The organism is Gracilibacillus sp. YIM 98692, assembly GCF_010993965.1.
Lineage (GTDB): Bacteria > Bacillota > Bacilli > Bacillales > Amphibacillaceae > Gracilibacillus.
On the sequence record NZ_WIXM01000016.1, the window covers coordinates 47,937 to 67,259 of the forward strand.

Below are 19,323 nucleotides of genomic sequence, written 5' to 3' on the forward strand. Positions count from 1 at the left end.
CTTCATTTGCCATTAATCACATAATACTTCCATCTAAAACACATAATAGGGTGCAAATAACTGAATGGTGGAGGTATCACACATTGTTTAGAATATGCATCATGATGATCATCATAGCCTTAACATTTCCAACGCTAACGTTAGTGAACGCCAGTATGGACAATTCTCATGTGAAAGCCGCTTTTATCCGTGAGGGGAATCTGTGGACATTGATTGATCATAAGGAAAAACAAATTACGAAATCGGGTAAGGTGTATGGATCACCTCAATGGTCTCATGATGGTAAGTACCTATTATATCAAAAAGAAACCTCTTCTGAATTTCAAAACAGTAAAACACAATCCGAAATTTGGGTTTATCAAATCACATCTGGAGAAAAGAGAAAAATTTATTATGATGGCCATGCTCCGAAGTGGGCACCTGATCAAAATATTATTTCCTTCCAAAGCGATGGAGTTCTAAATGTTTCGGACTTAGATCGTTTCTATAATGCCGCTATGGGGGTCTATGGGTATACATGGTTACCAGATGGAAGTGGTTTTCTTTTAGCTTCACGGGCAGATCTTCTTCCTGATGGATGGACAAATCCGAAATTATATAAGAAAACATTTAAAAAACCATATAGTGAAATGACTTTAATGGAGGCCGTTGAGGATTTTTTTACTATTCCTAAAGAGATTGAGGTAGACAACCATACGATTATGTCCATTAATGCGAGACATTTTACATTTTCTCCTAGCGGTAAATGGATATCCTTTATCGTCTCACCAACCGCTTCTTTGTCCATGGACAGCAACGCTCTAGCTGTTATTTCAAGTGATGGCGAAAAGTTTACAGGATTAGATGAACTGATACTTGGGGTTGGTCTTCCGAAATGGGCACCAACAAAGGATATTATCGCCTATATTGCCGGAGGCGGAAGGCTTGTGGCTGGTTTTAAGGACAAAGATCTGAAAGTAAAAGAAATGCCTGTGTCTGGATCCCTTACACCGGAAAATTATGCTGAACTTGATTTTACTTGGGTGGATAATGAATCACTTATTACAGCTAGGATTCAAGAAAAAGAATGGTCTAATGATTTCAGTAAACATCCATTACCATCACTTTATGCCATTCATATAATAAATAACAAACAAACGAAAATTACAAACCCTCCAGAAGACTTTGGTGACTACGATCCTCAGTATATAAAGTCTGTTGATAAACTGGTTTGGCTAAGGGGCAAATCTTTAACAGATAATGATAAAAACCTCTGGCTTGCTGAATCTGATGGTTCCGACGCAGAGAAGTGGCTTCAAAATGTCGAGACGATTGCATTTTATGAATAGGTGATTTTGAAAAAATGGTAGACTTCGGTGAAAACATTCATTAGTTCTGAAACGTTTTTGCCTAGAGCGAACCCAAAATAGCAAACTTTACGAAAAAACAGCGTATGAACCACCTATATATTACATCAAATACCACAATAATAACCACATCAATAGATTATTACGATTAATTGTGTTGCATTAAATAATAAATTAGAGCATTTTTTAATGATGTTCACTAGAAATGTGTTGCGTTTATTGTTATGATAATGATATATTTTAATACATATAAAAAAACCCTGAAGGGGGATGCGATCATTTTGAACACTAGATTTTTAGATTTACTTGCTGAAAAATATGACTGTGAAGAAAAAGTGGTAACAGAGATTATTAATCTGGAAGCAATCCTCAATTTGCCAAAGGGAACAGAACACTTTGTCAGTGACTTACACGGAGAATATCATGCGTTTCAACATGTACTCAGAAACGGATCGGGGAAAGTGAAAGAGAAAATTTCTGATATTTTTAAGGATACCCTGACCGAACAGCAAATTGATGAGTTTGCAACATTGGTATATTATCCGGAAGAAAAATTGAAACTGATTAAAAATGATTTTAAGAGTGACGAGGAACTGATTAAATGGTACAAAACCATTATTTGCGATATGATTCACTTGATTCCATATGTTTCTTCCAAATATACCCGTTCGAAATTGCGTAAAGCATTGCCGAAGCAGTTTATCTATGTCATCGAAGAATTACTTTATAAAACAGATCAATACTCTAATAAGAAGCAGTATTACGAAAAAATTGTCCAGCAAGTCATCTCGCTTGGTCAGGCAGATAAATTGATTACAGGTCTTTCCTACACGATACAACAGCTGGTAGTCGACCATCTTCATGTGGTAGGGGATATTTATGACCGTGGACCGGACCCTGATAAAATTATGGATACGCTAATCAATTATCATTCTATAGATATACAGTGGGGAAATCATGATGTTTTATGGATTGGCGCTTATGCTGGATCCAAGGTTTGTCTAGCTAATATTATTCGCATCTGTGCTCGCTACGATAATTTGGACATTATTGAAGATGCCTATGGAATTAATCTGAGACCACTTCTTAATTTAGCGGAGAAGTATTATGACGATAACCCAGTTTTTAGGCCAAAGGTACATTCTGATAAACCAATTTCTGAACATGAAGCATTACAAATTACAAAAATCCATCAGGCAATTGCTATGATTCAATTTAAGCTCGAAAGCCCTATTATTAAGAGACGTTCTAACTTTAATATGTCCGAAAGGCTTTTACTGGAAAAAGTGGATTATGAAAACAATAAAGTATCGGTTTATGGCAAAACATATCCTCTTGAAAATACTTGTTTTGCCACAGTAGATCCGAACGATCCAGCTAAATTGTTGAAAGAAGAGGAAGAAGTCATCGATAAGCTTCTGTTTTCTGTACAGCATTCTGAAAAGCTGTCCAGACATATGAAATTCTTGATGAAAAAGGGAAGCCTCTATTTAAAATATAATGGAAACCTGCTGATACATGGCTGTATTCCAGTTGATGAAGATGGAAATATGGAACAGATGGAGATTGAAGGAAAGTCTTATAAAGGTCGTGAATTGCTCGATAAATTTGAGCAGTATTTACGTTATGCTTTTGCAAATCGCGATAAAACAGACGATTTGGCTACTGATATGGTCTGGTATTTGTGGACAGGAGAATATTCGTCACTCTTTGGCAAAAGGGCTATGACGACTTTTGAAAGATATTTTATTAAAGATAAAAAAGCACACAAAGAAAAGCAAAACCCTTATTATTATTTAAGAGAAAATGAAGATATCTGTCGTAAATTACTCGAAGAATTTGATCTGGATCCTGATCAGGGTCACATTATCAATGGGCATACCCCAGTTAAAGAAATTGAAGGGGAAAACCCGATTAAAGCAAATGGAAAGATGATCGTCATTGACGGCGGCTTTTCTGAAGCCTATCAATCCACAACAGGTATTGCCGGCTATACTTTACTATATAACTCATTTGGTATGCAGCTTGTTGCTCACCAGCAATTTAAATCGAAAGAAGATGTACTGCTAAATGGTGCAGACGTTTTATCAGTCAGAAGGGTAGTAGATAAAGAACTGGAAAGAAAAAAGGTGAGAGAAACAAATATAGGCCAAGAGTTATTAGAGGAAATTGATATGTTGAAACGTTTAATGGAATATCGGTATATGAAATAAGGGATTTGGCATTTAATGCTCGTGTTGGTTCATGAACTGATACGAGCATTTTTGTTTACACTATAGGAAAGTGAAAATTTTCCATATTGAATAAATATAAAAAACGATAAGTCACGTTTATCTAATGTGTCAAAACAATACATAATCCCTGGTCTATAAACAAAACTAGAAATGAATGGAATGAAAAGTTCAATAACTTGAAAAATAAAATTTGGTAAGCTATTCTAACACTTATTAGTTGACTAGGAATTATCGGAATAGATTGATATATTACTGGCATCAGTGACTATTACATATTTTGAAGGAGAGATTTTATGGCGGAAAATCGTTTTCGTCTAGGTATTGATATTGGTGGAACTTTTACCGATTTAGTTTTGTTAGATCAGAATAACGGGAATATTATAAGTAAAAAAACACCAACGGTAACAGAGGATCCAACTCAAGGGATTACGAATGGTCTGCATGCATTAAAGGAAATGGGGATATCTACGGAGGACATTGAATATTTTGTTCACGGTACGACGATAGGTTTGAATACGATTATTCAACGAAATGGCGCGAAAGTGGCTTTTCTTGTGACAGAAGGTTTTCGTGATATGTTAAGTTTCCAACGATTACGTTTGCCTGTGCCGTATGATTTTCGGTCTCGTCATCCTGAACCATTGGTACCTCGTGATTCAGTATTCACTGTTAAAGAACGACTCCAGCATGATGGAACCGTAGTTAGACCTTTAGACATGGATGAACTGGAGCGTAAAATGGATGCTATTAAAAAAGCGGATGTCGATGGTGTTGTCATTTGCTTTTTGCATAGTTACATCAACCCTGTTCATGAGCTACAAGTGAAAGAGAAAATGGCTGAACAGCTGCCGAATGTTAAAGTCAACCTGTCATCTGAACTTTGGCCGCAAATGAGAGAATACGAACGATCAATGATGACGATTTTAAATATGTATGTCCAGCCAAAGGTAGAACATCATTTCAAACATTTAAAACAACGCTTAGAAGCAGAAGCTGTTCCGGCTCATCCATATATAACCCAATCGAATGGCGGTATTATGGATATTGATACAGCGAGCAAGCAACCGGTAAGAACATTATTTTCAGGTCCAGCAGCCGGAGTAATTGGTGCATTGGATATGGTGAAGAAAGCTGGATTTGATAATGTGATTACATTTGATGTAGGAGGAACTAGTGCGGATATCTCGATTATTGAAAATAGATATCCTACTTATACACAAAGCAATCATCTAGGTGGTTTTCCAGTTATGCTGCCTTCTGTTTCCATGTATTCGGTAGGAGCTGGCGGCGGATCCTATGCTTGGATAGATAACGGAGGTATGTTAAAGGTCGGCCCTGATTCAGTCGGTTCTACCCCTGGACCTGCGTGTTATGGAGTTGGTGATAAACCAGCATTGACCGATGCGTTTTTAGTTTGCGGTTATTTAAACACAGAATCATTTGCTGGTGGAGGCTTTGCACTTGATGTGGAGAGATCTAAGCAAGCCATCCAACCGATTGCGGATTATCTGGAGTTAACAATACAGGAAACAGCTGACCGTATGATTCAGGTGGCGATTGCGAATATGTTTGCAGAAGTAAACAATATCATGGAGCATCATGGTTTTGATCCGCGTGAATTTGCCTTGCTTGGATATGGAGGAGCAGGACCAGTATTATCTAATTTACTAGCAGAAGAAATTCAAGTAAATGAGGTGTTAATTCCTCCATTACCAGGTACACTTAGTGCGTTAGGTGCTTTAAATGCTGATTTTATTCATGATGAAATCAAGACAGAACAGGTCTTGCTAGAAAATATGCCAATGGATGAGCTGCACAGCAAATTCGAGCAATTAGCACAGCAGGCTTTAAACTGGTTGGAGTCACAAGAGGGAACCGATTTAGATGATCAAGAATTGCTGTATACCATCGATGCTCGCTATCAACATCAAGCATATGAAATAGAATTGCCGATCCAACCAGAATGGTTAGATAAAGGAAAGAAAGATGAAATCATTCATCAGTTTCATCAGCTTCATTTTAATCAATATGGTCATAGTGATACAGATGCATCGATTGAATTGATGAATCTACATGTTCGAATTGTGGGACAACCGCCAAAAGTAACGAGCCCAATAGTAGAACAATCAGATGCACAACCTGTTTCAAAAATAAACCGGGACATCATGTTAAAAGGAAACATATATGAAGCCCCAGTCTATAACCGTTCTGAACTTATGTATGGTCAGGATGTAGAAGGGCCTGCCATTATTGAACAAAATGATACGACGGTTGTTCTATTAAATGAATGGAAGGCTAAAGTGAATCGATATGGGCACTTAATTTTATCACGTGAGAAAGGAGGTCAGTAAATTGAGAACAGATCCAGCTAATTTAGAGATTATGCGTAGTTACTTTCATGCGATAGCAAGCAGTATGGGACATGTTATTGAACGTACATCCTATACGACATTTGTAAAAGAATCAGCAGATTTTGCAACAGCCTTAGCATCACCAGAAGGCGACTTTTATGTTTATCCGCGTTCTGTTGGTGTGACGATTTTTTTAGGCTTAAGTTTAGAAAAAGCACTTGAATCATGCGGTCCATTGGAAAAAGGAGATATCGTGATTACCAATGATCCCTATACGACAAATGGTCTTGCTTCCCATTTACCAGATATTCATATCATTAAGCCGATCTTTGCTGGAGATACATTGATCAGTTATGCCTGGTCTTTTGTCCATTGCAGTGATGTAGGAGGACTTGTCCCTGCGAGTATTTCACCAACAGCATCGGATATCCATCAAGAAGGGCTAAGAATTCCTCCTGTTAAAATTTACCGCAAGGGTACATTAAATACAGATGTGAAATTAATGTTAGATTCTAATAGTCGTGTACCACATCTTAATTATGGTGATATAAATGCCATGGTGGCTGCAGTAAATACAGCAGAAAATCGATTAATGAATATGGTCAACAAGTTTGGTGTGAAAGATGTTGAGTTTGCGATTCATGATTTGTTAGACCAAAGTGAAACACGGGCAAGAAGAGTAATCAGCGAAATACCTGATGGTACCTATAGCTTTCATGACTATTTAGATGATGATATGCTCACAGATCATCCGATTCGATTAGCGGCTGATCTTACAGTAGATGGCGGCTCTATTGATATTGACTTTTCGCGTTGTGATCCACAGGTGAAATCAGCGTTTAACCTAGTGACAAACGGCAGCAGGCATTCTTTTTTGTTACAAGGATTGATTAATTTTATTATAAGTGAAGACCCACATATACCTGTAAACGGCGGGATACTAAATCCTGTGAGTATTCACGCACCGAGAGGATCGATTGTTAATCCAGAATATCCTGCTTCCGTTGGTGTTCGTCATAGTATTACAATGCGTATGTACAGTACAGTGCTTGGCGCCTTGGCAAAGGCCATTCCAGATAAAATTCCAGCTGCTGGTGCTGGACAAGCTGCGATAGTTGTACTATCTACACAGGAAGAAGGTAGTGGTAACCGCAATATGGCAGTTGTTGAACCACTAGGCGGAGGTGGCGGAGGCCATCATGATTTTGATGGTATTGATGGCATTGACCACTCTTCAGGATTTCTAAAAAATACGCCAATCGAGAGCTTGGAACAACATATTGACACACTTGTGCATCGATATGAACTCGTTCCAAACACTGCTGGTTCCGGCCATAGCAGAGGTGGACATGCGATCCGATTAGACTTTGAAATTATCCGACCTGATTCGATCGTTACAGCCCGAGGAATGGAACGATTAAAACTCCAACCGTGGGGACTTTTGGGCGGATCTGCCGGTTCGCTCGGCGGAGTTGTATTGAATCCTGATACATCGGATGAAAAACCGCTGCCTAAAATTAATGTGCTCACACCAGAAGTTGGGGATATTGTTAGTATCCGTACTGCTAGCGGAGGTGGCTGGGGATTACCTCAAAAGAGAGATCCAGCGCTGGTGTTACGTGAAGTGGAAATGGGTCTTATCAGTGTAGAAAAAGCGAAAGATGATTACGGTGTTGTGATTGAAGAAGATGACAAGAAGCATTCTTTTATCATTCATGAAGAGAAGACCGCTAAGTTTCGAGAAACATTCCATCAGAAGGATTCTACGGAGATGGATCTTGGCAGCAGTCGGGAACAGTTTGAACAACACTGGCCTGAAGATGTCATGGATCAGTTAATCGAGAAATTACAAACTTTACCTCCTACTGAACGTTGGCATAAGAAAGTATCGATTCAACATTATCTGAAAGAAAAGCTGCAAGATAAATCTATCTCGTTAGCGGATTTAGAAGAAGCATGGAACCATCATGCATAAGGCAGATTTCTCCTCTGAAAGACTTATTAGAGTGTTAGCTGGCGTTATATCTCATGAACGGTCAGCACTTTGATAAATGCTATAACAAATAAAAAAGGAGTGTAAACAACATGATGAAAAAATGGCATTTCGTTTTAGGATTGATTTTGACTTCTGTATTGGTATTAACGGCTTGTGGCGGTGATACCGGAGAAGAAGAAGGGACAGGTGAATTACCGGAAACAGATGAAGTAGTAGTAGGTGTTTATGGAGGTAATTGGGAAGAACAAATTGTAGAAGCAGGCTTGCAGCAATTTGAAGAAGATACAGGTATTGAAGTAATAGTGAATGCAGGAGCTGATGCAAATTGGTTTTCCAGTATAAAATCTGCTGGTGGTGAAAACGCACAATATGACGTGTTAATTTTCCAACCGGATACAATTGAACGCGCGATAGCAGGAGATTTATTAGAACCGCTTGATCCTGAATATGTACCGAATGTGGAGAATATTTATGATTCTGTTAACGAAAGATTTACCATGGACGGCGATGTCTATGCAGCAGGATTTAGTATGGGGCAGTTAGGTATTGCTTATCGAACAGATTTAGTACCGTTTGAACCAGAAAATTGGATGGATTTATGGGACGAAAGATTTGAAGGTCAAGTAGGTGTATCTTCACCATCTTATTCAGCTGGTTTACAATTCTTCTCTGGGGTGATGAATGCAATTGGCGGGGAAGAATCGAGTGAAGCGAATATTGATGCAACATTCGAAAAACTGTCCGAATTACAGTCCAATACTGTTGCATATCCGGATAATCCTGGAACGATTCAAACATTGTTAGAGCGTGGTGAAATTTCTGCTATTCCGTTCTGGGATGGACGAGTATTTGCGCTTCAGGATGCTGGTTTAGACATTGGTTTTACTTACCCAGAAGATGGACCTGTTGCTGCTTTAGCTAGCTGGGTTATTCCGAAAGGCGCCCCAAACTTGGCAAACGCTTATGAGTTAGTCAACCATTTATCTTCTCCAGAAGTTCAGGGTGCTTTTGCTGAGTTGTCTTATTATGGAATGACAAATGAAAATGTAGAATATAGTGAAAGTTTAAGTGAACGTGTCCAAGTTGGGGAAGAATTTTATCAAGATTTAACTTGGGTTGATTATGAAGCCTTAACTCCGAAATTAAATGACATCACAGAACGTTGGACCAATACATTTGATGGAGGACAATAATGAGTATTACAGTGAAAGGGATTAGTAAGCATTTTGAAGAAAATATCGCTTTGGACCAAGTAGATTTAACGATCAAGGAAGGGGAATTTTTCTCCTTGCTTGGTCCAAGTGGTTGTGGCAAAACCACTCTATTAAACATTATCGCTGGATTCTTACATCCGACATCAGGAGAAGTTTCGATTGATGGAAAAGATGTTACCAATCTTCCACCATATCAGCGAAACATTGGGATGGTATTTCAAAATTATGCGTTATTCCCTCACTTAAATGTTTTTGACAATGTTGCTTATGGTTTAAAAGTAAAGAAAATGCCGAAACAGGCCATTAAGGAAAAGGTCGAAGAAGTCTTGAAATTGGTTCATTTAGAGGCGTTTACCAAGCGGATGCCACATCAGTTAAGTGGTGGACAACAGCAGCGTGTTGCGATTGCCCGTGCACTTGCTATTGAGCCTTCCGTATTATTGCTAGATGAGCCATTAAGTAATTTAGACGCTAAGTTAAGAAAAGAAATGCAGACAGAGTTACGTTTATTACAACAACGTATTGGTATTACAACGGTTTTGGTGACACATGATCAAGAGGAAGCCTTAAGCCTGTCTGATCGTATCGGAGTACTTGGAGATGGACATGTGAAACAGGTAGATCAACCACTCACGATTTACCGCCAACCGAAAAATCGATTTGTTGCAGAGTTTATTGGTCAAGTTAATATTTTTGAAGTGGAAGCGAAAGATTTACAAACGGGAAATAATTCTCTACCAAAATACGATGCTAATCATCATAAAATTTCTAAAGATCAGCCATTAGTATTGGAAACAACACATGCAGACGATTTCAAGAATCAAGAAAAGAAGCTCGTCATGCTACGACCAGAAAGGATTCAAGTAGTGGATAAACTGGAGAAGAGTGAAAAGGTTAATGAAGTAGAGGTTACCATCGTTCATACTAACTATATCGGTGATTCTTTACGAGTTTATGCCTCCTTACCTGAACAAGGGGAGCTTCTCATCCATATTTCGGATACTGTATTCGAAGAGCCGCCGCAGCCAGGGGAAAAGTTGCACCTTCACTGGGATGCAGCAGATGTTATTCCATTGGTTGAAAAGGAGTAATAGCGTATGTTGAAAACAATCATGAAATCAGACCGGCAAAAATCATTCTACTGGGCGCTTCTAATCCCAACCATTTGTTTGCTAGGATTTTTTCTTGTAGCGCCGCTTATTATGTTAGCAGAACTGAGTTTTCGAGGTGTCGACAGCTATTTAAACATCCAGGATACGTACACTATTCAGCATTATGTTGAAGTATTTCAGTCTTCAACGTACTTAAAAACGATTGGCACTACCCTTTGGGTCGCATTTATAACAGGTTTATGCTGTATTATATTGGCCTATCCAGCAGCATATATGTTAGTGAATGCAAGAACTTCTGGTTTACGGACATTATTGTATATTTTATTAATTATGCCGTTATTAATTAGTATGGTAGTGCTAAGTTTTGCTTGGATTGTTTTATTAGCACAAAATGGAATGATTAATCAAGTGTTGCTAAAAATGAACCTTATTAATGAACCAATCCCAATGCTTTGGAACTTGACTGCTGTGGTTATAGCGCTAGTACAAGTACTATTACCGTTTGCTGCATTACCGATTGCCAATACGCTTGGGGATATGGATCCGCGATTAAGAAGTGCTTCCATGAGTCTAGGAGAAAATAGATGGAAAACCTTTTTGAGAGTGACATTGCCTTTATCGATTCCTGGTATAATATCAGGTTTTGTTATTGTATTTTCCTTAGCCGCTGGCAGTTATATTACCGCATTATTAATCGGTGGGCGAATGCAGCCATTACTTCCTTTAACGATTTATCAGCAAGTGGTACAAATTTCTAATTGGCCGTTAGCAGCAGCTTTATCTTTTACATTACTCGTCATTGTTGCTTGTTGTGTCTTATTTTTAGGATGGTTATTAAACCGTTGGGAGGAGAGAGTCTATGGCTAAATCAAATTATCGGCGTAAAAAGTTTAATATAGGAACCTTTATGATTTGGCTGTTCGGAAGTCTTGTCTATTTGTTTATGACCATTCCTGTTTTGATCATTATTATGGCATCGTTTAGTCCTAAGGCATATCCGGAGTTTCCGCCGACAAGCTTTTCCCTTCATTGGTATGTGGAACTTTTTAATAGTAGTGCTTGGTTGGAAACATTATGGACTAGTATTCTTTTGGTATTGATTGTGACACCTATAACCGTGATTCTTGGAACAGCAGCTGCTGTAGCGATACGTCGTTTGAATTTCCCAGGGAAACAGGCTTTACAAGCAATGATGATGTCTCCATTAATGATTCCTCATGTTGTATTGGGGATTGCCTTTTTATATCAAGGTACTGCAATGGGGTGGTTTGGTACATTAACTGCTTTAATCATTGCGCATATTATTATTGTTTTTCCGTTCGTTATTCGATCTGTTGGAGTTAGTATGTCTAATTTAGACCCCATATTGGAGAAGGCTTCGATGAGTCTTGGTGCAGGTCCTATTCGGACTTTCTTTCAAGTAACTATACCTAACATCAAACCAGGAATCATGGCTGGAACGGTATTTGCAGGTGTGACCTCATTTGGTGAAGTTTCCGTTAGTGTTTTTGTTGCTTCCCCACAATGGGTAACGGTTCCAGTAAGAATATTCAATTATGTAGAACAAACCTTTGACCCTGTCATAAATGCTGTATCTGTTGTATTTATTCTCATTGCAGTGATTGCCTTGATCATTATTGAGAAAACACTAGGGCTAACAAAAGCATTTTAAATAAAAATTAGGCTTGTCGCCAAGTCCCAATGGCGAGAGCCTTAGTTTTCATCTGTAACACGATATAAATAGATATATTAAAGAAAGGCCTGCTCATAAGTCACTTTATGGGTAGGCCTTTTTTAGCAGGTAAGAAAATATAAAATTCATTCATAATATCCATAAACTGCACAGTAACTTAGAAAATTCCTTACCAATCGTTTCACGATGAGTGCTTAATCGACGGTGCGGAAAACGAGCGAGGAGGCTCAGTGCGAGGTGAGCGGAAAGGGAAGTATTTCTGTAGCGGTATTTATACGCTCCCTCATACTATTGCGCAGTTTTGTTCTACTACAACATGTATTGCCCGGTTTTTCTAATATTTATTGCTGATCATTATCTTCTGTATAAATTCTTTTCATTTTTGAGATCAAAATAATTTCATACATAAAGATCCTCTTGCAGGAAAAAATAGATGTGAATTTAAATACAGGAGGTTACTATTGTGCAGAATCAAAATCAGAACCAGATGCAAAGTGGTACTCAAATGCCGCAAAATATGATGACCCAAGGAACTAGTCATAATCATGGCGCTCACGAGATGATGGATTCACATGAATTACTTGGTGGTATAATCGGTATGATGGAACAGTACCAGCTTTATGATCAACACATTAAGGATCAAGAATTAAAAGCTATCGTACAACGTCAAACCTCATTTATGACACAATTGTATAACACTATTGTAGAATGTTTCCAAACTGGTCAAGATCCACAAGTACCAACACAACAATATAACATGCAGCAAAGCAATGAGGTAACATATGGAGTAAAAGCAGGGCAGCCGAAAAAACCAAAACAGTCTGTCAGCGAATTTACGGATGAATGTTATTCTTCTTTTATGTTAGGTCAAACAAAATCCATGGCTTCTGCACTTACAACGGCAGGAATAGAAATGAATAACCCGGTATTACGCCGAATTCTGCAAGACAGTGTACCGAACATGATGGAAATGAGCTATGAGTTATTCCTTTATCAAAATAAACGAGGTTATTATCAAGTACCACAACTAAAAGATCAAGATATGAATACAATGTTACAGGCTTATACGAAAGCTCCTCAACAAGGTATGCATTAAGCAACGAAAGATGGAATAAGAGTGTGAACTCTTATTCCATCTTTTTTAAATTAGGAAAGCTGAATATGTCATGAAAAATCCGGACCTCAATTCTAGGTCCGGACATTTAAATTATTGCTGCTGTTGTAATCTTTGCTGTATTTCCTGACTAATGTCATTTGCACTAAGACCTTGTGCGCTTATGACAGCACCTTGAATACTAGTGTCTTGCATCCCCATCATATTTTGGTCTTGCCCAGAAACGATGCAGCAATCACAGCCATTCGCATCTTGTTCTTGTCTTAATGTAATAACTTCATGACCATCTTCTTGTAATTTTTGCTGAACATCTGTTAAAGACTCTTCTACTCCAATGCGCGCCATTTTATTAACCTCCTTGAAATATCGTCACATTTTAATATGTTCTTTCTTACTATGCTTTATACAAAAATATACTTTTTTGTGGTAAAGAAATAGATTGATCTTTTTGCATGAAAATGGTCTGGAAGCAAAATATAAAGATGAGGTGATTATCATGAAAGAGAAAAGAAAAAAGAGTTTTCAAATGCCTAACCAGGCCAATAACGATGGTGAAATTGGTATAAGAAAAGATATAGATCCGGCACATCCAGAAAATACACTGGAACGGTATGCAGGGGATTCTGTTGATGAACATAAAGAATTGGAAGAAGCAAACGAATATATTGCTGATAAAGAGATTGGACAAGTAGATCGTAATTCGTAAATAAGGGGAGGGGAAGAACTCTCTCTAACACATTCTTTTGGAGATCATCTACATTTTTTACCTCGGTTAAATAAGTGGAAATCTTCATAAACTAACCTTGAAAATAAAAAGGGGGATAAAAATGAATGAGAAGGAAAGTACAGAAAAAAAGCAAACAGTAGAGATTGAACAAAAGCCAATACGTGAAATAGATCATGAAACCCGCCATCCTGATCAGGATCAAACAAACCTTGTCTCCTTTGACGATGGATGCAGGTGACCCAAGATGAAAGGGAAAAGACAAAACACGAATAACCAAATAAAAAACAATAAAGATCACGAATTTTCTGAAGAACTCTCCGATGGCGGAGAAAGAGATAAATTGGTGAGAAGGCAAACAGGCAGAAACTGTGGAGGATTATGATTGGATCTTATAGATGAGAATAGGTCATATTTATAAAAAAATTGAATAGAAAAACCATGACATCAGTTTTTTCTTGTGTCATGGTTTTTTACCATCCTATTTTGACCTCCTCTGTCTTTTCTTCACTAAAGAATAGGAATATTCATTTTTTTACATTTCTAATTTTTCCTTTTAAATCAAGTTTAAACCCCTTAACGATAATGCCATCGTTCGCTGGTTCGAAATCGGCTTCAGGTACGCGTATGAATCCAAGATTTATGTACAAAGAAAAAGCATGTTTCATGAACTCAGCTGTATGTAGACCGATGGTTTCATAACCTGATTTTTTACCAGCTTCAATGCAATGATGGACCAGTTTTTTTCCAACGCCTCTCCCTCTCACAGATTGATCTACAGCTAGCATGCGTATTTCGGGATAACCCTGTTCTTCTACTTCCCACTCATATGCTTCGAGAAAAGGGGGGAAGAAAACGACGCTTCCAATGATTTTACCATCGAGTTCAGCAACAAAAATTTTTACACCCTCTTTTAAATCATTGTCCGAGGATAATGTCCCCTTTAAGCCTTCCCAATGCTCTCTAGAAAGTAGTGTTTTGTATTCTTTGTAATTCTCTAGTCTTTGCTTTCTTACAAACGCCAATTCCCCAGGTTTTATTTCTCTTATAATCAAGCTATTCATCTCCTTTTTTGGTTTATGATTACTACTATTATATAAGGTGATTACAAAAAAATGGTATAAAACATGCTCGTTAATGCAGACAAGGTATATAGATATCGCAAACAAATAAGTGAACTATCCTAGTGAAAGCAGTAAAAGGAGAAAAGATAGTAACAAAGGCTTCTGTGAACATATATATAATAAAGGATACATCCATTTAGATGTAAAGGAGAAATTATTTTGATTGAGCGTTCTTCAATGATAGAAAACATAATTAGTAATGTCACGCAAAGAGAATTACTTATGAACCGTCCCATATTATCTTCTCTTCAAAAAGGAGGATATATTTTATATGCTAGACACGCAGAAGCCACTATAGGAGTTGACCAACAAAACCTTGACTTTCAAGACTGTTCTACGCAGAGAAATCTCTCTGAAACAGGGAGACAACAAGCAGTTCGTTATGGGGAAGCAATCCGTCGTCAAGGTATCCCTGTGTTTTATCCAGTTGTGACTAGTCCTTTTTGTCGGAATATCGAAACCGCTGTTTTAGCCTTTGGGGATACGAATTTTCATGTAGACCTTTTTTGGTTGGATGTTTATAACTTGAGTACAGATATTAGTTCACAGACATATCAACAAACCATCGCTTCTCTTCAGTTTGTTTTAGAGACTGTTCCGCCTCCATGTTATAATTATGTGATCATTGGCCACAGTTTTCCGAAAGGAGTTGGTTTGGGGGATATTTCAGATATGGGAACAGTGATTGTAAAGCCTTTAGGACGTGGAAGAGGATACGAAATGGTAGATAAACTTTCACTTACTGAACTGATAAATTTAAATAGATAATTATAAATTGTCACCAAGGAAGCAAAAGAATGAAGCTTTGAAATAGTGATCTATTCTTCCTCTTACTCGAACAGAAAGCCACAATAAGCTGCGGAAAATGCGACACTCCTAGGGGAAAAGCGCGAGCTGAAGATCCCACAGGCAGTGGGTTTCTGCCGAGGAAGCTGAAGCCGTACCCCTGGAAAGGGAGCGTTTTTCCGCAGCGCCGGATTATCTCCCGTCCTGAAAGAATGAGGAAAAAGTCTCTCTTTATATGGTAATAAACTGTAGGATATATCCACCTGCAACACCTAATATAACAATAAGCCAAGCAGGTACTTTCCATATATTTAATAAACCAAATAAAATAACTCCTAGAGCAAAGTCGGTTGTGGTGAAGATGGAACTGCTTAATACCGGGTCATAAAAGGCTGCTAGCAAAATTCCTACAACACTAGCATTCACCCCCATTAAGACACCTTGGAAAGTTGCTCTGCTTCGTAATTCATTTAAAAACGGTAAAGCGGCAATAATTAGTAAGAAGGAAGGCAAAAAGATGCCGACAGTTGCCACAATAGCTCCCAAAATTCCTTCCATCATAGTCCCAAGATAACTGGAAAATGTGAATAACGGGCCCGGAACAGCTTGGGCCATCCCGTACCCAGCTAAAAATTCATTGGCTGTTAATAATCCGTTTGGTACTACTTCTCGTTCAATCATTGGTAATACAACATGCCCGCCGCCAAACACGAGAGAACCAACTCTAAAAAAGGTATCAAAAATATTTAGTAATGCATTATCTGATAATCTATTTAAGATTGGCAGTACAATAAGCAAACTAGTTAAAAGACCTAAAGATGTGATACCTAGTTTTTTGGAAATATTAATAGAAAAAGGTTGTACTTTCGATTCTGCTTTATCTTTAAAAAATGTGAATCCAATGAAACCAGCTGCTAGGATGATTAAAATCTGCATCCATGCAGATGGATACAATAGCATGATAGAAGCGGCGAATAAGGCAATCGCTATACGAGATTTATCCGGTGTTAACTTTTTCCCTAGCCCAATTAAAGCGTGTAAGACAACAGCAGCTGCTACAATTTTTAAACTGTGAATAAAGCCTGCATCATCCAAGCTAAACGTTTGATACATCATTGCAAATACAATCAATACAATAATAGATGGAACGGTAAATCCCAACCAAGAAATAAGTCCTCCTAACAATCCTCCGCGCAGCATCCCAATCGATATCCCGACTTGACTGCTTGCAGGGCCGGGGAGGAATTGACAGAGTGCTATGATATCCGCATATGTTTTGTCATCAAGCCACTTCCGACGATCAATGTACTCATCCTTAAAGTAGGCTAAATGTGCAACAGGTCCACCAAATGAAGTTAAGCCTAATTTGGTGGAGGTGAGTAAAATTTCCAAAAGCGTTTGGAGCTTATTTTTGCTTGCTTTCGGATTAGACATAGAGACCACCTTCCTCATTTATTTTATTTCTTTAAATAATTCATAAGCTTTTGCTCTTGCTTCTTTAAGAATTTCTTCACCCTTTTCTGTAATGCGATAGTATTTTCTTACTTTTCCATTTACATTGACTTCGTTTTTATGTAACAGCTCGTCTTTTTCCATGGTGTGTAAAATGGGGTAAAGCGTACCTGCACTAATCTCATACCCATGTTCACGCAACTCTTCTAACATCCAAGAACCATATATCGGTTCTTCTTTTGCGTGATGCAGTATATGTATCTGTATAAAACCTAAAAAAAGTTTTCTTAAGACTTTATTGTCCAATTTGTAACTCCTTTCTAAATCGATATTCAATATCGAAATTCAATATCGATATTCGATAATAATTTTATATGATTATGAATTTTTATGCAATCGAATATAAGGTAAATTTACAAACTTTTAATAATGGAAGAAACTTTACTTATGGAGGTCCAAAGACCCCCTTTACAACTATGGTGCAAAAGGGTTCTATGGAGAATGGATTGTTGGATGGTTTATTTAGTTATTATGGCTATTTCTGGTTATCGCTTCTGGAATCATCGTAAATCCGTCGATCACTGTATCTTCATCTACTTCAATCATGATGCAGCGTTTCCCTTGAAAATTAATTTTCCTAACATATTGTAAGTCTTGTGGGCTAATCGAGATATTCGCTACTTTGGTGTTAATTTTAATCGACTTAGATGTATATTTTGGAACAATGCTGCTTGCTTTTAGTTCATATTGCTTGTCATCTGCTACATTGTGAAAAGCTGTCTCTACTTTTTGAGTGCTGACATCTTCTAATCCACTAGTCGTTAATACACGTTCTACATCTTTATAATCTAATGTTGGTACATCTTCCTCTTCATTGTCCTCGACAACCCGGTTAATTTCTTCATATACATTGGCGAGTGTGGAGGTGTTCATTTTTTCTCCTACCACATCCTTTACGATTTCTTCAAAAACGGTTTTATCTTCTTTTGCAGTCAATGCTTCTTCGGCATTTAGGACCTCATCAATAAATTGATGATCAGGTTCATGTACTTTGCCTGAAGTATAAAGAATATGGTTTACATCTGCCGCATTATCGGTAATGGAAGGAAATAAAAATCCAGCTAGTGGGGCGCTAAGGTTGATAATAGGATCAACATCTACATTATATTTGAATTCTTTCTCTACATAATCGAAGAGCAATTCTTTTTTAGGTTCTTTCGTTTTATTCATACTACAAAGAATAAAGGGATGAGAATAAACAGCGTCCCGATCACTTTCTTCCGCTTCTTCATTTCGATGTTTCATTGGTTTCATATATTCTCCGCGAATGAAAGTAACGACAATATCCATTTCATATTGTCTATCTTTTAACATCTTTTCTACGACTTGAAGCATTTGTTCCTTCCATTCTTCAGCATCATTGCTAAGCAATCCTTTGTGAAGAATCAGTTGGCTGCTATTTTCTGCATCACGTTGAAATCTTAACTCAAATAATTTTTCATCCAGTTGACCTGTTAATACTTTTTTGAAGTTATTCATATATAGCTCTTGTTGATCTTGGTCTAACATTTCGAATGGCTGACTTTGATGATGATAAATGTCACTAGATTCTTTCATAACATATACGTGAAAAATTTCGCTGATTTTCATTAAATCATTATCTACTTTAAATTGTCTTCTTATATTAGCTATATCTTTTTTGTTCATATAAATTCACTCCTAAACACTAGCAATCTACTATTAAGAAATACTGGATAAGATGAGCGCGATGTTCATTATTAGTGTTGTGCTCATGACCATTTTACTTTAAGTTTATATATAATGGAATACCCTGTATCGGAGCAAGGCTTCATTAAAGTAATCAGTAAACATGAATCGAGTTTAGATTGAAATGAAGGATCATGAAAAAAATACCATTAAAAAGACTCTTGAACTAGTTATCTATTCATGCTATATTATTACTTGTCGCTGAAACGACAGAACGAAAACACAACAAACTTTATCAACAACCAACAAAAAAGTTTTTGAAAGTTGTTGACTTACTGATTTTGAGTGTGTTATTATATTTCTTGTCGCTTTAAAAGAGGCGAACGAAACAGCAAGACAAATCAAAAAAGTTATTGACATTATTAATCTATTTTGTTATTATTAATAATTGTCGCTAACAAAAATTGATC

The 19,323-nt window shown here is 37.4% G+C and carries 18 protein-coding genes; 13 read left to right on the forward strand and 5 right to left on the reverse strand.

Going from position 1 to position 19,323, the window contains the following annotated elements; genetic code table 11:
* The first annotated feature begins 83 nt into the window (after positions 1–83).
* The 9 genes from GHD00_RS13630 to GHD00_RS13670 all read left to right on the forward strand — a co-directional run bounded on the left by GHD00_RS13630 (position 84) and on the right by GHD00_RS13670 (position 13,042).
* A complete protein-coding gene (locus GHD00_RS13630; RefSeq protein WP_240468703.1) occupies positions 84–1,328 on the forward strand; it encodes a TolB family protein in 1,245 nt (414 codons plus the stop codon).
* A 299-nt stretch (positions 1,329–1,627) separates the two neighbouring features.
* Positions 1,628–3,559 (forward strand): fructose-1,6-bisphosphatase, encoded by a 1,932-nt coding sequence (locus GHD00_RS13635; protein WP_163538714.1) that lies wholly within the window; start codon positions 1,628–1,630, stop codon positions 3,557–3,559.
* 314 nt (positions 3,560–3,873) lie between these two features.
* Complete coding sequence (locus GHD00_RS13640) at positions 3,874–5,931, forward strand: hydantoinase/oxoprolinase family protein (protein ID WP_163538715.1); 2,058 nt, start codon at positions 3,874–3,876, stop codon at positions 5,929–5,931.
* A 1-nt stretch (position 5,932) separates the two neighbouring features.
* A complete protein-coding gene (locus GHD00_RS13645; protein ID WP_163538716.1) occupies positions 5,933–7,906 on the forward strand; it encodes a hydantoinase B/oxoprolinase family protein in 1,974 nt (657 codons plus the stop codon).
* Positions 7,907–8,016: 110 nt separating this feature from the next.
* Positions 8,017–9,120 (forward strand): ABC transporter substrate-binding protein, encoded by a 1,104-nt coding sequence (locus tag GHD00_RS13650; RefSeq protein ID WP_205600771.1) that lies wholly within the window; start codon positions 8,017–8,019, stop codon positions 9,118–9,120.
* Positions 9,120–10,232 carry an ABC transporter ATP-binding protein gene (locus GHD00_RS13655; RefSeq protein ID WP_481810389.1) on the forward strand — a complete coding sequence of 371 codons (1,113 nt, stop codon included), beginning with the start codon at positions 9,120–9,122 and terminating at the stop codon, positions 10,230–10,232. Before GHD00_RS13650 ends, GHD00_RS13655 begins: the two co-directional genes overlap by 1 nt.
* Before the next feature lie 6 nt (positions 10,233–10,238).
* Complete coding sequence (locus tag GHD00_RS13660; protein WP_240468704.1) at positions 10,239–11,120, forward strand: ABC transporter permease; 882 nt, start codon at positions 10,239–10,241, stop codon at positions 11,118–11,120.
* Positions 11,113–11,925 carry an ABC transporter permease gene (locus GHD00_RS13665; RefSeq protein WP_163538717.1) on the forward strand — a complete coding sequence of 271 codons (813 nt, stop codon included), beginning with the start codon at positions 11,113–11,115 and terminating at the stop codon, positions 11,923–11,925. The genes GHD00_RS13660 and GHD00_RS13665 overlap by 8 nt, the downstream gene beginning before the upstream one ends.
* Before the next feature lie 484 nt (positions 11,926–12,409).
* Positions 12,410–13,042: a spore coat protein gene (locus GHD00_RS13670; RefSeq protein ID WP_240468705.1), complete on the forward strand. Its 633-nt coding sequence runs from the start codon at positions 12,410–12,412 to the stop codon at positions 13,040–13,042.
* 111 nt (positions 13,043–13,153) lie between these two features.
* On the opposite strand, the gene GHD00_RS13675 is transcribed toward GHD00_RS13670, so the two are convergent.
* Positions 13,154–13,405: a YkuS family protein gene (locus tag GHD00_RS13675; protein ID WP_163538718.1), complete on the reverse strand. Its 252-nt coding sequence runs from the start codon at positions 13,403–13,405 to the stop codon at positions 13,154–13,156.
* 151 nt (positions 13,406–13,556) lie between these two features.
* Between GHD00_RS13675 and GHD00_RS13680 the strand changes: the two genes are divergently transcribed.
* The 3 genes from GHD00_RS13680 to GHD00_RS13690 all read left to right on the forward strand — a co-directional run bounded on the left by GHD00_RS13680 (position 13,557) and on the right by GHD00_RS13690 (position 14,169).
* Entirely contained in the window at positions 13,557–13,766 is a 210-nt protein-coding gene (locus GHD00_RS13680; protein ID WP_163538719.1) for a hypothetical protein, read from the forward strand.
* 121 nt (positions 13,767–13,887) lie between these two features.
* Positions 13,888–14,025, forward strand: a complete 138-nt coding sequence (locus GHD00_RS13685) for a hypothetical protein (RefSeq protein ID WP_163538720.1) — start codon at positions 13,888–13,890, stop codon at positions 14,023–14,025.
* 6 nt (positions 14,026–14,031) lie between these two features.
* Positions 14,032–14,169: a hypothetical protein gene (locus GHD00_RS13690; protein WP_163538721.1), complete on the forward strand. Its 138-nt coding sequence runs from the start codon at positions 14,032–14,034 to the stop codon at positions 14,167–14,169.
* Positions 14,170–14,311: 142 nt separating this feature from the next.
* On the opposite strand, the gene GHD00_RS13695 is transcribed toward GHD00_RS13690, so the two are convergent.
* Entirely contained in the window at positions 14,312–14,848 is a 537-nt protein-coding gene (locus tag GHD00_RS13695) for a GNAT family N-acetyltransferase (protein ID WP_163538732.1), read from the reverse strand.
* 219 nt (positions 14,849–15,067) lie between these two features.
* Here GHD00_RS13695 and GHD00_RS13700 point away from each other — a divergent pair, with 219 nt between their 5' ends.
* Complete coding sequence (locus GHD00_RS13700) at positions 15,068–15,676, forward strand: histidine phosphatase family protein (RefSeq protein ID WP_240468706.1); 609 nt, start codon at positions 15,068–15,070, stop codon at positions 15,674–15,676.
* A 249-nt stretch (positions 15,677–15,925) separates the two neighbouring features.
* Here the strand turns inward: GHD00_RS13700 and chrA are convergent, their stop codons facing one another.
* From chrA to GHD00_RS13715, 3 genes are all read right to left on the reverse strand, one after another.
* Positions 15,926–17,128, reverse strand: coding sequence for a chromate efflux transporter (chrA, locus tag GHD00_RS13705; protein WP_163538722.1), 1,203 nt, complete (start codon positions 17,126–17,128; stop codon positions 15,926–15,928).
* An 18-nt stretch (positions 17,129–17,146) separates the two neighbouring features.
* Complete coding sequence (locus GHD00_RS13710) at positions 17,147–17,452, reverse strand: PadR family transcriptional regulator (RefSeq protein ID WP_163538723.1); 306 nt, start codon at positions 17,450–17,452, stop codon at positions 17,147–17,149.
* A gap of 216 nt (positions 17,453–17,668) precedes the next feature.
* Positions 17,669–18,853: a DUF4317 domain-containing protein gene (locus GHD00_RS13715; RefSeq protein ID WP_163538724.1), complete on the reverse strand. Its 1,185-nt coding sequence runs from the start codon at positions 18,851–18,853 to the stop codon at positions 17,669–17,671.
* Positions 18,854–19,323 lie beyond the last annotated feature (470 nt).